Below are 17,224 nucleotides of genomic sequence, written 5' to 3' on the forward strand. Positions count from 1 at the left end.
AACGCGTATTTTGTTTTAAACAATATTGCCGAGGGGATTTTCATGTACCTAAATAACTTTAATAAAACAATTTCTAGGCAAAATACCTATAGCGCAAAATGGTGCCATAGTAATGCAAATCTAATTCCATTATCTGTTGCTGATATGGATATTGCGGCACCTGATTTTATTATTAACAAACTCACTGAATTTAATCAGCTAGGCATTTATGGTTATACCGATCTTAGCCATGATTGGAATAACGTTGCAGCTAACTGGTTTAAAACGCAATATCAGTGGACGGTAAACCCAGAAACTATTGTTTTCTGCCCCCGGATTATTCAAGCCGTTTCTCTTTATATTCAAAACTTTACTCAAGTTGGCGATAAAGTCACAACATTGTCACCAGCTTACCATCCTATTAGTCATGCAGTAAGCGTAAATCAGCGCGAATTATTAGAAAGTACGCTTATTTATCGTGATAAACAGTATCAAATTGATTTTGAAGATTTAGAAAGTAAATTTAAACAGTCAGTCTGCTTTATTTTATTATCGCCACATAATCCTACTGGTATGGTATGGCAACGTGAGGATTTATTAAAAATTGCTGCATTAGCTGAAAAACATCAGGTATTTATTATTTCAGATGATGTTCATGCCGATTTTATTTTTGATAACGCTGTTTATTACCCTATTTCATCACTCAATTCTTATGTAGAACAGCACTCTTTTATATGTACTTCTCCGGCTAAAACTTTCAATTTAGCTGGGCTTGAAGTTGCCAATATTATTATTGGTAACCCGCAATATCGTGAAAAGTTTAAGCACTGTTTAATTGCTGCTGGTATTCATAATCCCGGCTATTTTTCAGTACCTGCCTTTTTGCAAGCCTATACCTTTCAAGGTCAACAATGGGTTTTGGAATTAAAGAATTATCTTGCTGATAACCGTCGTTGGGTAAAAGAACAGTGTGAACGTTATTTTCCTGATTGGGTTATTACTCAAAGCCATGGCACTTACATGTTATGGATTAATTATCAACAAATGCAGTTAACCGAAGAACAATTAAAACATTGGTTTGTTTCATTAGCCGAAGTAGAAATGAGCTGGGGAAGTGGATTTGGTGCCGCAGGGGATGGTTTTTTTCGTATTAATATCGCAACACCTCGTTCGACTCTGGAAAACGTTTTTACTCGGCTTATTCGTACCTTACCTTACGCCAGTTTGGAATAAATAAAAATGAAAACGCAAACGATAAACAGCCCAAGAACACCGACGCTGCTTGAGTCTCTCTTTCCTATTCTCACCATGGTGGTGTTATTAGGAGGTGGTTATGCCGCGTTTGATCTGCCTCCTGAACCGCTTATGGTGCTATCCACTGTTGTTGCTGCTCTATTAGTAAAACGGTTAGGTTATCGCTATGACGAAATCTTAACGGCTATCTCACAAAAAATTGCTAAAACGATGCCAGCCTTGCTGATTTTAATCAGTGTTGGTTTGCTAATCGGTACATGGATGATTGGTGGAACTATTCCTCTAATGATCTATTACGGCTTAAAAATGATAAGCCCGACCATGCTTTATGTTACTGCACTGCTGGTCACTTCACTGGTTTCAGTTTGTACAGGCACCTCTTGGGGCTCTGCGGGTACAATTGGTGTTGCCTTTATGGGCGTTGCCGTAGGTATGGATGCCAACTTAGCTGCTACCGCAGGTGCTGTGGTTGCTGGTGCTTATTTCGGTGACAAACTATCGCCATTATCAGGAGATACTAACCTTGCTGCAATGGCTGCAAGAATAGACCTGTATCAACATATTTGGCACTTACTCTATACCACGTTACCTTCGCTTATCCTAACCGCTATCGTTATGACGGTTTATGGGATGAATGGCGATTTAGCGGGCCAAGGTGTACCTGAAAAGGTGACTTTAATTACAGATGGGCTTGCTAGCGTTTATAACTTTAACCTTATTCTGCTTATTCCTGTATTAGTCATTTTATATGGCTCCATCACCAAAAAACCAACTATCCCAGTAATGTTAGCGTCTGCTGCTATTGCGATGTTCAATGCTTATCTGATCCAAGGGTTTGGTCTACACGATATCGTAAAAAGTGCCGTTGATGGCTTTAATGTCTCGATGATCCAAGGTAAAGAAGTCCCTGAGTTGTTAGGTAACTTGCTTAATCGTGGTGGTATGAACTCGATGATGAGCACCCTACTTATCTGTTTCTGTGCGCTCTCTTTTGCTGGCACATTATCGTTAAGTGGCGCGTTAGAAGTGATTGTTCATGCGCTGTTAAAAATGGTTCACTCTACAGGCTCTATGATTGTTGCAACCATCGTTTGTGGGTTAACCATGATTGGTGTGACGTGTAATGGTCAAATCTCCATTCTTATTCCTATCGAAATGTTACGTGGCGCTTATATCGAACGTGGATTACACCCTAAAAACCTTGCTCGTACTGTAGAAGACTCCGCCACTATCTTTGAACCTATTTTACCGTGGACTGCAGCTGGCGCTTATATGGCAGGTACGTTAGGTGTCGCTACCTTAAGTTACTTACCTTGGGCTGTTCTGTGCTGGAGTGGCATCTTCTTTGCCATGTTGTGGGGCTTTACGGGCTTTGGTATTGCCAAATTAACACCAGAAGAGCAGCAAGAAATGACTGCTGAGCTTGAATCACATTCAGAATTACAACTTGAAACTAAATAAGGACGGTCTTCATGTCTTACTTCGATAAAATTGAAAGAATTCAATATGAAGGTACTACCAGCAATAACCCTTTAGCGTTCCGTTATTATAATCCTGACGAGGTTATTTTAGGTAAACGTATGGAAGACCATCTAAGATTTGCTGCCTGTTATTGGCACAACTTCTGTTGGAATGGCGCGGATATGTTTGGTATTGGTACTTTTGACAGACCTTGGCAAACGCCAGGTGAAGCATTAGAGCAAGCCAAACGAAAAGCAGATGTTGCATTTGAGTTTTTCCATAAGTTGAATGTGCCTTTTTACTGTTTTCATGATGTTGATGTTATTTCTGAAGGTAGCAATATCAACGAATATATCAACAACATGGCAGCAATAACCGAGGTTTTAGCGCAAAAGCAGCAAGAGACTAACGTTAAGTTATTATGGGGTACAGCAAACTGTTTTACTCATCCTCGTTATGGTGCCGGTGCTGCAACTAATCCAGATCCTGACGTTTTTGCATGGGCTGCAACACAAGTTTGTGAAGCGATGAAAGCGACTAAAACCCTTGAAGGTGAAAACTATGTGTTATGGGGTGGTCGTGAAGGTTATGAAACGCTGCTGAATACAGATTTACGCCAAGAGAGAGAACAAATTGGTCGCTTTATGCAGATGGTGGTTGAGCATAAACATAAAATTGGTTTCCAAGGCACATTGCTGATTGAACCTAAACCACAAGAGCCAACTAAACATCAATATGATTATGATACAGCAACAGTTTATGGTTTCTTAAAGCAATTTGGTTTAGAAAAAGAAGTAAAAGTAAATATTGAAGCTAACCATGCGACATTAGCAGGACACAGTTTCCACCATGAAATCGCCACTGCAATTGCATTAGGTATTTTGGGTTCTGTCGATGCTAACCGTGGTGATCCACAGTTAGGTTGGGATACCGATCAGTTCCCTAATAGCGTAGAAGAAAACGCCTTAGTGATGTATGAAATTCTAAAATCAGGTGGATTCACAACAGGTGGTTTAAACTTTGATGCAAAAGTACGTCGTCAAAGTAACGATAAATACGATCTATTCTATGGTCATATCTCTGGTATGGACACCATGGCGATGGCACTGCGCATTGCCGCTAGAATGATCCAAGATGGTGGTCTTGATAAGTTCACCGCTCAGCGTTATTCAGGTTGGAGTGCTGAATTTGGTCAAAATATCTTACAAGGTAAACTAAGTCTTGACGATGTGGCTAAATATGCACAAACCAACACCTTAGCACCACAATTGCAAAGCGGTCGCCAAGAGATGCTCGAAAGCTTAGTAAACCGCTATATTTTTGGTTAACTCTATTTATGAAGCCAAAATATAAACACAGCGGATCTTCTGCTGTGTTTATTCTACAGTTTGTCGTTTATTAGATACCGTCTCATGAGGTCACTTTATGTATTTAGGGCTAGATTTAGGCACATCAAGCGTTAAAGCGATTATTATGAATGAGCAAGGTGATGTTATTGCTAGCCATTCAGTTTCTTTAGCAATATCACGCCCTCATCCTCAATGGTCTGAACAAAACCCACTCGCGTGGTGGCGTGCAACAGAAGAAGCGATTACGCAGCTTAGTCAAACCTATTCAATGGGAAATATAAAAGCGATAGGTTTAAGTGGTCAAATGCATGGTGCAGTTTTATTAGATGATCATCAAAATGTATTACGCCCTGCTATCTTATGGAATGATGGACGCAGCTTTAAGCAGTGCCAAACACTCGAAAAACAGTATCCTCAGTTTAAAAAATTAACGGGCAATTTGCTGATGCCGGGTTTTACTGCACCAAAAATTCAGTGGGTTGCTGAAAATGAACCTGAAATTTTTCAGCGTATTGCGCATGTATTGTTACCTAAAGATTTTTTACGTTGGAAAATGAGCGGTAATTTTGCCAGCGATATGTCGGACTCAGCGGGTACGCTTTGGTTAGATATGCAAAAGCGTGATTGGAGTGATGAACTGTTAGCAGCAACGGGGCTTTCACGACGCCAAATGCCAACCTTATTTGAAGGTAATCAGATAACCGGATATTTATTGCCAGAAGTGGCTAAAAAATGGCATATGAAGCAAGTCCCTATTATTGCTGGTGGCGGTGATAATGCCGCTGGTGCTATTGGTGTGGGTGTTTATCAACCGGCTCAGGCAATGTTGTCATTGGGAACATCTGGGGTTTATTTTGTTGTCAGCGAAAAATTTCTTCACAATACGGATAATGCTGTACATAGTTTTTGTCATGCATTACCGAATACATGGCATTTAATGTCGGTGATGTTAAGTGCGGCATCTTGTCTTGATTGGGTTTGCCAATTAACTGGTATTGATAATGTCGCGGCGATGTTTGAAGAGATTGAACAACATACCTTTGCCAGTAGTCCTCTGTTATTTCTACCCTATCTTTCTGGTGAACGAACACCACATAATAATCCTAATGCAAAAGGCGTGTTTTGGGGATTAACGCATGAGCATCAACGAGCTGATTTATGCCAAGCGGTACTTGAAGGTGTGAGTTTTGCATTACGCCAAGGTATTGAAGTGGCTGATAGTGCTGGGCAAATGGCGGATACGATTACATTAATTGGCGGTGGTGCTAAAAGCGTTTATTGGCGGCAATTACTTGCTGATATTACAGGTAAAACATTAGATTATCGCCAAGGTGGAGATATTGGTCCTGCGCTTGGTGCGGCAAGACTTGCTCAATTAGCCATTAATCCAGCGCACTCTTCAAAAATAATACTTTCTCAGCCTAAATTAGAATTACAACATACGCCAAATAAAGAAAAACATGCTGCGTATGAAAATAAATATCAGGCTTTTAAAAAACTATACTTATTAATTGAAACGATGGAAATATAGCAATATTGCGTCAATATCAGGGTAATAACACAAATTATTTATATTATTATATGGTAGCCTCTATTTAAAATTGGAGGCTACTTATTAATTAGGCAAAATAGTTACAATACGTTTAAAAATAGTTTCCATCGGCGTGTAATTAACGTTTACACCATCAATATTAGCTTTAATCCACTCATCTTGATTGATATCAGCCCAATTTAGATCATAGCTTGCAGCTAAGGCTAAATGTTCAAAAAACAAACGTTGGACCCTACCATTACCTTCTCTAAATGGATGGATCATATTAAATTCAATATAATATTAAGCTAGTTTCTCACAGAAATCATTTGTAGATAAATCCATTAACCAATTATTATTCTTTAATTGAGATAACAATCGATTTATTTCAGGCAGTATTCTAATACAAGTGCAGAAACGAGTACCGCCCTTTGAAATATCTATAGTAAGAACTTTACCTGCCCATTCATAGAGATTGGAGAAAAGTTGATAATGTAGGCTACAAATATAGTTGAAATCATAAGGAGGTTGATAAAATTTTATATTTTGAATAGTTAGGGCTGTAATTTCTCTTTCAGCTTGTTCTAATAAATCAATAGCTTGGATATTTAGCTTGTTTTTTAATGTTGGTGATTTGGGGTAACAATAACAGTCATTTGCAACATCATATTTATCCATAGCCTACCTTCTAGTATATTTTTTTAGAACACTTTCTAGTGAGATGGATTTGTCGGGAATAATGATATTGATCCCTTCAAGTTTTGAACTGTCACAAAATTTTTTAAGTTTATATTTCTCATAGTATTCGTATGGATCGAAACTATTTATAGAAAATAAATGTATTAAATGTTGGATCCTTAATTCAAGGGAGCGCCAGCTTCGAGCCTTTACATCAAACTGAAAAATGTTGGAAATAGAAACTTTGGCTTCAGAAAATGATTTACTCCTATCGATTAAATTATCATGATTTTTTATATTATTTATTGAAGTTCGAATTGAAGATATTTTTTTATAAAAAGAATTCCACTCATCAACATCTAATTTAGTACCAAGTTCATTTTCAATACATTTTTTTAGTTCATGATAAGCACCTAAGGCTTGTAACTCCTCAATGCTATTTGCCTTAAGAATAACTTTTGCTTTCATCTTAATTCACCAAATCTTGTTACTCCATAGTCTCACTATATCTTGTTTTAAGATTTAATGATAGTGACAAAAATGCTATAACTTATTGAAAATAATGTTTAATTAACTAGTTATTAAAATAAAACATAGCCCCCAAAAAAGCGTCAGGGCTGTGTTTTATTTTAGGAATTAGTTAGCGGTATCCACGGCTATGATTGTTAGATGACCAGCTATAGGTTGCATCGCTAGGAACTAGTTTGTCTTTTTTCTTTTGGGCGCGTACTTTCTTAGTGGCTTTTTCAACTTCGAGGGAGATTTCGGTAATAATGGAGTCTTTGACTTTATTCAATTCTGAGTTGGTTAATTCTCGTCCTAATTTCTTTCTTTCTTGTCCTATCCTGGTTTTCACTCGCATCTGTTGGGCATCAGTCATTTCTTGCATCGTCAGTTTTTTCATTATATTACCCTACTTATGTTGAGTTATGAGTAGTTAATATAACATCATTGAATTGCCTAACAATAATTAAATTTTTTAATTTAATGCACTTAGCTTAGCGTTTTCTGTTGTTTGGATATTTATAACAACAGCCTTATGCATTACAAGTTTAATAATGTAATGCATAAGTGATTAGGTATAATAGATTTAACTGACTAAATTAATTGAAAAAATGCAGCCTTAAAACTATCAATATCTTCTTGAGTTGTTGCCCATGAAGTACAAAGACGCAAACAACTTAAATTAGGATCATCTAATAACACTCGATGAAAAACAAATTGTTGGGTTAATTTATCAGCAATAGCATTGGGTAAAATAACAAATACTTGGTTAGATTCAGGTGGTGCTAAAAATTCAAATCCTTGCTGAGTGAAAAAGTCAGCTAACTGTGTTGCCATCTCATTAATATGCTTACCTAGCTTAAAATAGAGATCGTCAGTAAATAGCGCATAAAATTGAGCACCTAATAACCAGCCTTTCGCTTGTAAACCACCCTTTTGTTTTAGGCTAAAACGAAAATCTGATTTTAATGCAGGATTGCTGATAACTAATGCTTCAGCAGACATTGCACCAATCTTTGTGCCACCAATATAAAAAGCATCAGTAAGCGCTGCGATATCTTCTATTGTGAGGTCACTCTCTGCCGACATCAATCCGCCCGCTAATCGAGCACCATCAAGATATAACCATAAATCATGTTCATTACAAAATTGGCGTAGTGCCTGAATTTCAGACTTGCGATATACCGTACCAATTTCTGTCGCATTAGTAATATAAACAAGCTTAGGCTGTACCCAATGTTCATCATTATGTTCAGCAATGATTGGTTTGAGATGATCGGGTGTCAATTTGCCATCGGCTGAAAAAGTAGTAATAACTTTATGCCCTGTTGCTTCTATCGCGCCCGTTTCATGAGTGGCAATATGCCCAGTACTCACAGAAATAACCGCTTGATGAGGACGCAAAAAATGGGATATTGCGGTGAGATTAGTGATCGTTCCGCCATTAAAAAAGTGAATGTCAGCATCAGGTTTTTGTATACGTTGTTTTATTAATTCAGCTGCTTGATGACATAGCTTATCCATACCATAACCATCATAGCGTTGACCTACCATATCGGTGATCACTTTCATGACCGCAGGATGCGCAATTTCGTTATAGTCGTTTTGGAAGCGGTACATGTGTACTCCTGTTATATAAACTTTTTATGTGTTGTGTCATTTTATATTAAAAATAAAAGCGTCTCTTACATTCAACACAGTACTGAATGTAAGAGACGCTTTAATATATTGATAAAATCAATTTTTTTAAATAGGTTATTTACAATGATGGCTTAAAAGGTGATTACTTAAAGCAAATTTCACCCCAACGCGCAAGACCTGCGGTTACAGAGCCAAAATCATTCCCTTTTACGATAGGAATATTAGGTAGTTGTTGTTCTATTGCTTGGCACAACACGGGTGATCGAGCAGAACCCCCAGTCATAAAAATAGCATCTGGCTTAATGCCACCTTGTTGAACAGCATCATTCACCAAGTCGATCATTTTACTTTTTGGCGACTCAATAGCATCAATCATTTGTTGGCGTTCAATATTAATCTCAAGCGTTTCACTGAGTAACTTGATTTTTGCTATATAGTCAGGAGAATCTGATAATGCAATTTTAGCTTCTTCTGCACGCCGAACTAGGCTATAACCCATAGTTTCATTATAAACTTCAATTAAACGCGCTATTTTTTCAGGCTCTTGAGCATCTCGTTTTAACTGATTTAATACCGCTAAATTTTGACGAGAATAGAAATTCTTTTGTGCTTCGACGTTATTAATCGCTATAGGATCCCAAAAGTGCATCAGTGGGAGCTGAATACCCGATAACATTGAGCCCGTCATACCAAAATGAGGCATTAACTGTTTAAAAGCGAGATAAATATCGAGGTCGTTACCGCCAACACGTTGCCCGCTATGAGCAAGTAGTGTATTAGAGCGATCCGTTTTTCCTCGATAACTTGGTCCCATTTGAATTAATGAACAGTCGGTTGTACCACCACCAATATCAACAACCAGTACGGTTTGATCTTTCTCTAATGAAGCTTCGTACTCTAAGCCTGCGGCTACAGGTTCAAATTCAAACATAATATTCTTAAACCCAGCGCGTTTAGCGGCTCGAATAAGAATATTTTCAGCTTGCTTATTTGATGCATCACCACCTAACCCATTAAAGTTAATAGGTTTACCAATCACCGTATCGGTAATCGTTTCTTGTGTGCTTTTTTCTGCTTGATGCTTAATATTCGCCATCATGGCGCAAACTAAATCTTCAAAGAAACTAATTTGTATATCATGCAGACCAGAAGCGCCTAAAAAAGACTTAGGCGACTTAACGTAATAGACATCACGAGGGTCATGAAGGTATAAACTAAGTGCCGATTGCCCGAAAATAACATCCTCAGGTACTAACTCAATATCTTCGTCTCGATTAAATGCAATTGATTTTCTAAGTAATTGTTCACCTATTTCACTTGAAGGTTTGATATTTAAATGGCGAAATAAATGCTCAGAAACAGATTCGCGGGTTGGCGCACAAAGTGTTGATGGAATATAAAAATCATCACCTTCCAAAGGCAAAAGAGTTGGCTTTCCCTCTTTCATTATCGCAACAGAACAATTTGATGTTCCGTAATCAAAGCCAATAAACATTCAGCCTCCCCAACTAGACTTAGTATGAAAAAAAAGACTGAAAACTCTACCTTATGCTTTAAACAATTACCACCAGATAATCAGAAAATTAAACGATTATAAGCCACCTATATTTAGTAGCTATTTTCATCGGTTATTTTGTATTCTAATTTAAGTTTATCGAAAAGCTTTTCTAATGCTGATTTGATATTTTTTTCATCCGATTTTACTTTTTCGAGCAATATAAATTCAAAGGCGTGTTCACCATATTGCTCCCACTCTTTTTGTAATAACTTATTTCTGTTTAAATAAACACCAGCAGTGGATGGATTATCTTTATACCCGACCCGGGTAAAATAAGTGAGCCTTTAATTTAAAAATAGGATAATGAGGAGAAAATAAGAAAAAACTTGTAAGATTACGATAAGTTAATCAATAAGGTAGATAATAAAGTGAATACTCTTTATTTATGTGTCATCGGCATTTCAGGTTATGACGGTCCTAATTTTGTGCTTGGCATATTTGATGATGTAGCGCTAGCACAAGCGGCACAACAGGCTTTTATTCAAACCTATAAAACAGAAAACAATACGTTAGAGGTACTAACACAAAGAGAACGATGGATTGAATTAGAAGAGATAAAAATAAGCGAGCATCTTTGTGATATTTCTCAGACAGGCGCTTACTACTATATAGTTTCTCGTTTTAGTGAGGGGTTTGGTCAAATATATCGTGATATTGACGCTATTTTTGATAGTTATAATGACGCGTTAAATAAACTTCTGTTGCTAGAAAAAGCGTTCGATGAAGAAGAGGCTTCTTTTCCGGAATATTTTGCTATAGAAAAATTTGAGATCAATAAAATAAACGATAAAACAATACCACAGTGGCTTGCTGGCGACTTTTTTGGTGATGATAAGCATTGTTTATAGTGATGTTTTCTCGATAATTTGTTGATAGATACTCCTCTCACCGAATTGCTCTTTTAAGAAATCAATAAACAGCGCTATTTTTCGTGGTAAGTTTTTCTTTTCAGGATAAACTGCATAAATAAAGTGTTCTGGTAAATCAAAATGGGTCAATATAGGGATTAGCGGCTGTTCTAGAGGTGTTGAACGAGTAATAAACTGAGGAAGTAAAGCAATACCTATCCCTTGTAATACGGCTTGCAACAGAACTTCACTATTATTTGTACGAAAGCTTCCTTTGGGAACATGACTGTATTTTTTACCTTTTTGATAAAAAATCCACTCAAGACCTGCTTGATATAGCGAATATGATAAACAGTTATGCTGTTTTAAATCCATAACATGTTGTGGAACACCATATTTTTCAAGATAACGCTCAGAAGCGTAAAGTTGGCTAATACAAGGTGATAACTGACGAGCTATAAGTGATGAATCAGGAAGTTCACCTATTTAAATAGTTTTAGATAAACAGATTTGATTGTAAAGAATGATTGATTGGTTTATCGCAGCTTAGCGTTATAACGATATTTTGTTTTAATCCACCAAGGTAACAATCTACCGAGTCGGTAAATAAGTGAAATAAACACCCTACTGCAATGGCTTTAAATTTCCATGAAGGAACAAATAACAGCGCAACATAAATAATTGCAGCCCAAATGGTATGCAAGGGATGAAAACCAATACTACAGCGATCAGGGTCAAAAATAGGTGTAGCTAACAGATGATCAGCATCTATTACCATTGTAGATATCATTAATATAGAGGCTAATTTCCAGTTTTTTCGCCAAAAAATATAACCCAATAAAATGGGTACTAAGAAATGTAAGCTGTAGTGTAAAAGTGTTCTAACAATCTCAAATATCACTCAAACCTCATGTTCTCTTCCAACTGAATAATAGGTAACTCTCAACAAATTAAGTTACCTTTCTTTGAACACAACACCTTAACGTTATTTACGACTTGTTTCACCATTGGCTTTTAAGATGTGTTCCATCATCCAATGCTTTTCAGACCACCCATAAAAAATAAGATGAGGTGGTTTATCATCATAATTGTGATCATCAGGAGTATTTATAACCGAGATCAGTCCCTGCCAAATTGGCATAAATAATGTTTTAAAATATTGAGACTGAGTATCAATATAGTTATAAGCCCACTCAATAAATAGTTGCCGTTCTTCTGGCGATAAATAAGAGAGATAAAAGACTAATTGGCGCCAAGTATAAGCCGCCTGTTTTATAGCAATAAGCGAAGCGTGATATCCACGATAAGGTGCCTGTAAATTGCGCGAGATAATTTTTAGGCACTGTTTAGACATATCAAGTAAGAAAGGTTGTAGCTTAGGCGCAAGCATTAAATCATTAAAAATAGTGCTCAGGTTATGAGTTGTTAATACATAAAATTGCTCAAGAATACAGCCATTTATTGTTGGTGAATAAGAACCAAATTTTAAATTAGCTCTATTTTCACACCATTTAAGAATAACGCGAGATGTGGCGTAAGGATCATCAGGTTGTTTATTCGCAGCAATTAATGAGTCACAGAGTTCTTGCTTTAACTGGAAGTAGTCAATTCGATAATATTGCGAATACAAACTATAAGGTAAAGGTGTATTTGTGATATTAACCAATATGTTAGATATTTTTCTACTAAACATACCCATAAAAATATCAGCCGCTAACTCTTCACTCCATCGAATAGAGGAGTCTATTTTAGATGTTAGAGAACTTAACTCTTGTAATAATGGGTTAGGTAATTGTGTTTGTGGAAAATAGCGGAGATTTAATAATAGAAATTCGTTTAGTGCCTCTGTAAACACTATTTTATTTGATATTTGCTTTTCACGAAATTTATCAATCGTAGCAATCCAAGGCAGTTCTTCTAATTGCACTTGATGCTGAAGATCTAATAACAACAGAGAACGTCGTTGTTTAAATGCACGATAAATCTTTTCATAAAGGTGACGTAATGGAATATCCAATATGCCACCTGCACGAAGCCCTGCTGTAATTTGAGGAATGATCCCGCCCAAGGCTTCTGAAGAAGTAATTAACTTTTGTTCAATTAATTGACTTGCAGTGGTATTAAAACTGCGCATGGTCTTATGCACCAGCGAGTTAGGAATGGGGTAATGGAGCGGCACGTTAAATTTATTAGCTTCATTATCGGTAATACTCTCTATTGCGAGTGCTTTATTATCAAACCCATTATTAATATCCAAATCAGCGAGTCGATTTAAAATTACTCGACTTAATGTGTAATGCAATGGGGCTTGAATATCATATTGTTGCTTTTGTGACTTTTCATTACATTGTTTTGAATATGGCTGACCATATTTTTCAATATGGCGATGTAATAAAGTCGCAATATGAGGTGCCTGATATGGATTTAACTCACTCTCATCAAGAGATAATTGTTCAATCACCATACGTAGTTTTGCAAAGTCACCGTTGCGTTTCTCTGGTTTACGACAAAGAGAGTATTGCTGACGAAGTCGAGAATATTCAGCAATTAGATCTTTTGCCGATTGTCTCCATTTCGATGTAATTGAGATAATATGCAAATCTTGAATAATTTCAGATAATAACGCGACCATTTTCACTTTAAAAGGATGCCAAATCGTCACGGCTTCTTTTTGTGCTAGTACGCGTTGATTGGGTTTTATTCGTTTTAAATCATACTGAGTAATATCAAGATTTTGTACTCTTACCGTATTACTTGAAATAACCGGCAGTTCCATAACTTGTGGATAAAATCTTAACCTTGAGAACCAAGGAGAAACAATATTCAGAAGTTTTCTTGCGTGATCGAGGGCATTATGTTTAACGAGCCATGCTAATGTGAGTAATACACCTTCTTCGGGTACTGTAATAAGATAATTTTCATTATCTAAAAAGGCGTTAAGAGATGCCATTCCCTCTTCAGTTAAGTAGTAACTATTTAATGCAAGTCTCTTATTCTTTTGTTCTACTTTTATTTGCAGTTTATCTAATTGCGCTTGTTCATCTGAAGTTATCTCACCACCTGCCAACCAATTACCTGTTGCAAATCCCCCCTTTGCAACTTCAAGCGTTACCCATGATGGCACATCAGCAAAAGGTGTTCTGTTACCATAATCCACTTGCCCTTGAAGTATTTGGTATAAAACATCTTCCCACTGTTGTACTTTTTTATTATTTATTTCAGGTTGACTTAATATTTTCGCTAACTGAGATTGTGCATAAGCAAGTCCAACAGGTAATGAGTTTAGTTTATCAACCATGATATTCACCAAATTAGGAGGGTTTTTATTAATGATGATGGTGGTTTTAACGATGCTAATAGGAATAAAAGAGCAAAATTAATATAATTAGGGTCCAGAAGCAGGAATTGAACCTGCGCCCTTTCGGTCCGGAAGCCAAATGCTCTACCACTGAGCTATTCTGGAATTGAGCAAGAATTATAAATGATTACTAGAAAATATCATCTAAAACATATCTCTTTTTATGGAAAACTAAAAAACACGTACTTAAGTAAAACAATATGATGATAATACCTATTATGTATACAAGGGTTCTATAAAAGGAATAAAAATGAGGCGATCATAGATCACCTTAAAATCTACTCGTATTTGCTAAGCTGAATAACCAACATACAGGCGATCTTGCAGTAAAATAAGAACAATTGTGTGATAGCAATCTGATATTACGTGTCATCACAAGCGCTTAAGCGTATAGTAGTCAATCCTTCAGTCTGATTAGATACCACAGTTTTTATTATGGAATTAGCTTCTTCTGCTCAAAATATTCGAAAAATTCTTGCTACCAAAACCCCCATCATTGATGTACGCGCCCCTGTCGAATTTAATCAAGGTTCGATGCCTGAAGCGATTAATCTACCTTTAATGAACGACGAAGAGCGTGCTGCTGTCGGTACTTGTTATAAACAGCAAGGTTCGCAAAAAGCAGTAGAGTTAGGTCATAAATTAGTTAGCGGTGAGACTCGTGATAACCGACTAGCCGCATGGCGTGAAGCTTGTGAGCGTTTTCCTCAAGGCTATATTTGTTGTGCTCGTGGCGGTATGCGTTCTCATATTGTTCAAGAATGGCTAAAAGAGGCTGGCATCTATTTTCCGTTGATTGAAGGCGGTTATAAAGCGCTAAGGCAAGCCGTTATTGAAATAACGAATGAATTGGTACAGCGCCCTATTATACTGATTGGCGGTTGTACTGGTAATGGCAAAACAACATTAGTAAGAGCCTTACCTGAAGGTATTGATTTAGAGGGTTTTGCACATCACCGCGGTTCTTCTTTTGGTCGAACGTTGCAAGAACAATTTCCTCAAGCGACTTTTGAAAATCATCTTGCTGTTGATATGCTTAAAAAATCCCAACACCAAACTCGCTGGGTTCTTGAAGATGAAGGTCGTGCTATTGGTGCAAATGGTTTACCAGAAAGCTTACGTATTAAAATGGCAGATGCCTCATTAGTGATTGTTGAAGACCCTTTTGAGCAACGTATCGAACGATTAAAAGAAGAGTACTTTGATCGTATGACAGATGATTTTTTGACTGCTTATGGCGAAGAGAAAGGCTGGCAAGCTTATAGTGAATATTTGCACCATGGATTATTTGCTATTCGTCGTCGATTAGGTTCTCAGCGCGCAACCGAGTTAACTCAGTTATTAGATAACGCATTAATAGAGCAAAAAACAACAGGCAATACGGAAGCCCACTTTGCATGGTTAACGCCTTTGCTTAATGAATATTATGATCCTATGTATCGTTACCAACTAAGTAAAAAAGAAGACAAAATTATTTATCGTGGAACTTATAGCGAAGTTATGCAGTGGTTAACAAACAAGTAATTATTATTGCTAACGCTTGCTTGATAGCTAAGATCTTCTGTTATTAATGACGGATAGTAAATTTCATAAATTAACGCTGCTGCACCTAAAAATTATTTATTAATCTATTTTAAGGTGCAGTTTTTTATTGGCAGTTTAATTTTTCTGAGTTCGGCACAGTAATAACCCTAAAATAATCGTTATGCCAAAGAAAAACGGTACAGCAAGTGAGAGCTCAAGAAAAATAAAGCGGTTAATATTTATCCCATATCCTTTATCTGAAAGCTGAAGTGCTAAAGGCAGTGCGCATAATCCTGAAATCACTCCAATTCCCATTAAACGATAAAGTTTAATCCGATTTTCTTTTTTGCTCTGTATATCTTGCTTTTGTTGGTACTGAATATATTTCCAACATAAGTAGAGCAAGCCTAATACAGAACCAAGATGCTGAAGTACTTTATAAATTGCCAGCTCTTGTCCATTAGTCATTCCTTGCCAAATATGAGTTTGTAACACGGATAAAAGCCTTACAGCGGTGCCTGTTTCATGTGTAAATGAATCCCATATAATATGAGTTAATGCACCAATATATAAAGATAAGAGAAAGATCCCTATATCACGTAAGGTAAGTTGCATTGGATTATTTAATGGAATGGGGGAAACTCGTTTTAATGGATATCGTAATAAATAATTTAGGATAAAAATAAGCAAACACAGAGGTAATGCAGTATAGAACCAACCTAAAAGGTGGTGCGCTGTTGTTGAAGCTTGGTATAAGCCAAAAGAGTAAAGTAAATCGGGTGAAGTACTGCCTACAATTAATGCGGGTAAATTGAGGTTTTTTCCTATTCGAGACTGTTTTAACGGAAAAACAATAGCTGGGTGTGAAAACGTCCAAGGCATAGGAATATCTCTATTAAATTAAAAAATAAAGGCTAGTTTAGTGCCACTTTATCAGTAAATTAGCTAGGTTTTATCTGAGATCTACATCTCTAGATAACATATGGTTGGTGGTTGGTTTTGCTGCTATTGTTGATAACAATAGAAGGTGGAAGAAGGCGACGTCATATTGGTAAAAAAACTCGACCGTCTTGGCCGCGACACTGCTGATATGATTCACCAGATAAAAGCATTCGATACTCAAGGCGTTGTAGTCCGGTTCATTGATGACGGGATTAGCACCGACGGACCAATGGGACAAATGGTGATCACTATTCTTTCAGCTGTTGCACAGGCCGAACGCCAAAGAATTCTTGAGCGCACTAATGAAGGCAGGCAGGAGGCGAAGCTTAAAGGCATCAAATTCGGACACAAGCGAAGTGTAGACAGGGATGCCGTTCTGGAACTCCATCAGAAAGGTATTGGTAAAACTAATATTTCTCATCAACTCAGCATTGCACGTTCCACTGTCTATAAAATTCTCGAAGAGCAGAATCGGGTTGTGACTTCAACTTACTGATAATGTTTTATGTTCAGATAATGCCCAATGACTTTGTCATGCAGTTCCACCGATTTTGAAAACGACACTGACCACAACAATTCCAGTATGGGTCATCAATA

General features: G+C 37.0%; 16 protein-coding genes, 1 tRNA gene and 2 pseudogenes. 7 read left to right on the forward strand and 12 right to left on the reverse strand.

Annotated features, from left to right (window positions below; genetic code table 11):
• Positions 1–42: 42 nt before the first annotated feature.
• The 4 genes from ABN099_RS00075 (at position 43) to xylB (ending at position 5,574) form a co-directional block, all read left to right on the forward strand.
• Entirely contained in the window at positions 43–1,212 is a 1,170-nt protein-coding gene (locus ABN099_RS00075) for a MalY/PatB family protein (RefSeq protein WP_349461636.1), read from the forward strand.
• Positions 1,213–1,218: 6 nt separating this feature from the next.
• Positions 1,219–2,694 (forward strand): Na+/H+ antiporter NhaC, encoded by a 1,476-nt coding sequence (gene nhaC / locus ABN099_RS00080; RefSeq protein WP_349461638.1) that lies wholly within the window; start codon positions 1,219–1,221, stop codon positions 2,692–2,694.
• Positions 2,695–2,705: 11 nt separating this feature from the next.
• Positions 2,706–4,022 (forward strand): xylose isomerase, encoded by a 1,317-nt coding sequence (gene xylA, locus ABN099_RS00085; RefSeq protein ID WP_349461639.1) that lies wholly within the window; start codon positions 2,706–2,708, stop codon positions 4,020–4,022.
• 97 nt (positions 4,023–4,119) lie between these two features.
• Positions 4,120–5,574 carry a xylulokinase gene (gene xylB / locus ABN099_RS00090; protein WP_349461640.1) on the forward strand — a complete coding sequence of 485 codons (1,455 nt, stop codon included), beginning with the start codon at positions 4,120–4,122 and terminating at the stop codon, positions 5,572–5,574.
• An 84-nt stretch (positions 5,575–5,658) separates the two neighbouring features.
• On the opposite strand, the gene ABN099_RS00095 is transcribed toward xylB, so the two are convergent.
• From ABN099_RS00095 to yegD, 6 genes are all read right to left on the reverse strand, one after another.
• Positions 5,659–5,871 carry a Fic family protein gene (locus ABN099_RS00095; protein WP_349462222.1) on the reverse strand — a complete coding sequence of 71 codons (213 nt, stop codon included), beginning with the start codon at positions 5,869–5,871 and terminating at the stop codon, positions 5,659–5,661.
• A gap of 6 nt (positions 5,872–5,877) precedes the next feature.
• Positions 5,878–6,252 (reverse strand): Fic/DOC family protein, encoded by a 375-nt coding sequence (locus ABN099_RS00100; RefSeq protein WP_349461641.1) that lies wholly within the window; start codon positions 6,250–6,252, stop codon positions 5,878–5,880.
• Between the two features lie 3 nt (positions 6,253–6,255).
• On the reverse strand, positions 6,256–6,720 hold the full coding sequence (locus ABN099_RS00105) for a hypothetical protein (protein ID WP_349461642.1): 465 nt from the start codon (positions 6,718–6,720) through the stop codon (positions 6,256–6,258).
• 172 nt (positions 6,721–6,892) lie between these two features.
• Positions 6,893–7,156 (reverse strand): DUF3811 domain-containing protein, encoded by a 264-nt coding sequence (locus ABN099_RS00110; protein WP_349461643.1) that lies wholly within the window; start codon positions 7,154–7,156, stop codon positions 6,893–6,895.
• Positions 7,157–7,350: 194 nt separating this feature from the next.
• Positions 7,351–8,376 (reverse strand): threonine aldolase family protein, encoded by a 1,026-nt coding sequence (locus tag ABN099_RS00115; RefSeq protein WP_349461644.1) that lies wholly within the window; start codon positions 8,374–8,376, stop codon positions 7,351–7,353.
• 163 nt (positions 8,377–8,539) lie between these two features.
• Positions 8,540–9,892: a molecular chaperone gene (gene yegD / locus ABN099_RS00120; RefSeq protein ID WP_349461645.1), complete on the reverse strand. Its 1,353-nt coding sequence runs from the start codon at positions 9,890–9,892 to the stop codon at positions 8,540–8,542.
• Positions 9,893–10,323: 431 nt separating this feature from the next.
• Between yegD and ABN099_RS00125 the strand changes: the two genes are divergently transcribed.
• On the forward strand, positions 10,324–10,803 hold the full coding sequence (locus ABN099_RS00125; protein ID WP_349461646.1) for a hypothetical protein: 480 nt from the start codon (positions 10,324–10,326) through the stop codon (positions 10,801–10,803).
• Here ABN099_RS00125 and ABN099_RS00130 read toward each other — a convergent pair.
• The 4 genes from ABN099_RS00130 to ABN099_RS00145 form a co-directional block, all read right to left on the reverse strand.
• Positions 10,798–11,289, reverse strand: coding sequence for a substrate binding domain-containing protein (locus ABN099_RS00130; protein ID WP_349462223.1), 492 nt, complete (start codon positions 11,287–11,289; stop codon positions 10,798–10,800). The genes ABN099_RS00125 and ABN099_RS00130 overlap by 6 nt on opposite strands.
• Positions 11,290–11,299: 10 nt before the next feature.
• Positions 11,300–11,704, reverse strand: coding sequence for a DUF6122 family protein (locus ABN099_RS00135; RefSeq protein ID WP_349461647.1), 405 nt, complete (start codon positions 11,702–11,704; stop codon positions 11,300–11,302).
• 84 nt (positions 11,705–11,788) lie between these two features.
• Positions 11,789–14,101, reverse strand: coding sequence for a hypothetical protein (locus ABN099_RS00140; RefSeq protein ID WP_349461648.1), 2,313 nt, complete (start codon positions 14,099–14,101; stop codon positions 11,789–11,791).
• Positions 14,102–14,193: 92 nt separating this feature from the next.
• Positions 14,194–14,266: transfer RNA gene (locus ABN099_RS00145), tRNA-Gly, on the reverse strand.
• A 330-nt stretch (positions 14,267–14,596) separates the two neighbouring features.
• On the opposite strand from ABN099_RS00145, the gene mnmH reads away from it, so the two are divergent.
• Positions 14,597–15,685: a tRNA 2-selenouridine(34) synthase MnmH gene (gene mnmH / locus ABN099_RS00150; RefSeq protein ID WP_349461649.1), complete on the forward strand. Its 1,089-nt coding sequence runs from the start codon at positions 14,597–14,599 to the stop codon at positions 15,683–15,685.
• Between the two features lie 135 nt (positions 15,686–15,820).
• Here the strand turns inward: mnmH and ABN099_RS00155 are convergent, their stop codons facing one another.
• Positions 15,821–16,567 (reverse strand): DUF4184 family protein, encoded by a 747-nt coding sequence (locus tag ABN099_RS00155; protein WP_349461650.1) that lies wholly within the window; start codon positions 16,565–16,567, stop codon positions 15,821–15,823.
• Between the two features lie 142 nt (positions 16,568–16,709).
• Between ABN099_RS00155 and ABN099_RS00160 the strand changes: the two are divergent.
• Positions 16,710–17,123, forward strand: a pseudogene (locus ABN099_RS00160) (recombinase family protein); the annotation flags it as partial.
• Here the strand turns inward: ABN099_RS00160 and ABN099_RS00165 are convergent.
• Positions 17,117–17,194: pseudogene (locus tag ABN099_RS00165) on the reverse strand (IS1 family transposase); the annotation flags it as partial. The pseudogenes ABN099_RS00160 and ABN099_RS00165 overlap by 7 nt on opposite strands.
• Between the last annotated feature and the right edge of the window lie 30 nt (positions 17,195–17,224).

It is taken from the genome of Proteus hauseri, from assembly GCF_040139125.1.
Classification (GTDB): domain Bacteria; phylum Pseudomonadota; class Gammaproteobacteria; order Enterobacterales; family Enterobacteriaceae; genus Proteus; species Proteus hauseri_B.

Coding starts and splice junctions, on each gene's coding strand:
- ABN099_RS00155 (WP_349461650.1), bottom strand. CDS start 16,567: ATGCCTTGGACGTTTTCACACCCAGCTATTGTTTTTCCGTTAAAACAG.
- ABN099_RS00115 (WP_349461644.1), bottom strand. CDS start 8,376: ATGTACCGCTTCCAAAACGACTATAACGAAATTGCGCATCCTGCGGTC.
- nhaC (WP_349461638.1), top strand. CDS start 1,219: ATGAAAACGCAAACGATAAACAGCCCAAGAACACCGACGCTGCTTGAG.
- ABN099_RS00110 (WP_349461643.1), bottom strand. CDS start 7,156: ATGAAAAAACTGACGATGCAAGAAATGACTGATGCCCAACAGATGCGA.
- ABN099_RS00075 (WP_349461636.1), top strand. CDS start 43: ATGTACCTAAATAACTTTAATAAAACAATTTCTAGGCAAAATACCTAT.
- yegD (WP_349461645.1), bottom strand. CDS start 9,892: ATGTTTATTGGCTTTGATTACGGAACATCAAATTGTTCTGTTGCGATA.
- xylA (WP_349461639.1), top strand. CDS start 2,706: ATGTCTTACTTCGATAAAATTGAAAGAATTCAATATGAAGGTACTACC.
- ABN099_RS00140 (WP_349461648.1), bottom strand. CDS start 14,101: ATGGTTGATAAACTAAACTCATTACCTGTTGGACTTGCTTATGCACAA.
- mnmH (WP_349461649.1), top strand. CDS start 14,597: ATGGAATTAGCTTCTTCTGCTCAAAATATTCGAAAAATTCTTGCTACC.
- ABN099_RS00100 (WP_349461641.1), bottom strand. CDS start 6,252: ATGGATAAATATGATGTTGCAAATGACTGTTATTGTTACCCCAAATCA.
- ABN099_RS00105 (WP_349461642.1), bottom strand. CDS start 6,720: ATGAAAGCAAAAGTTATTCTTAAGGCAAATAGCATTGAGGAGTTACAA.
- xylB (WP_349461640.1), top strand. CDS start 4,120: ATGTATTTAGGGCTAGATTTAGGCACATCAAGCGTTAAAGCGATTATT.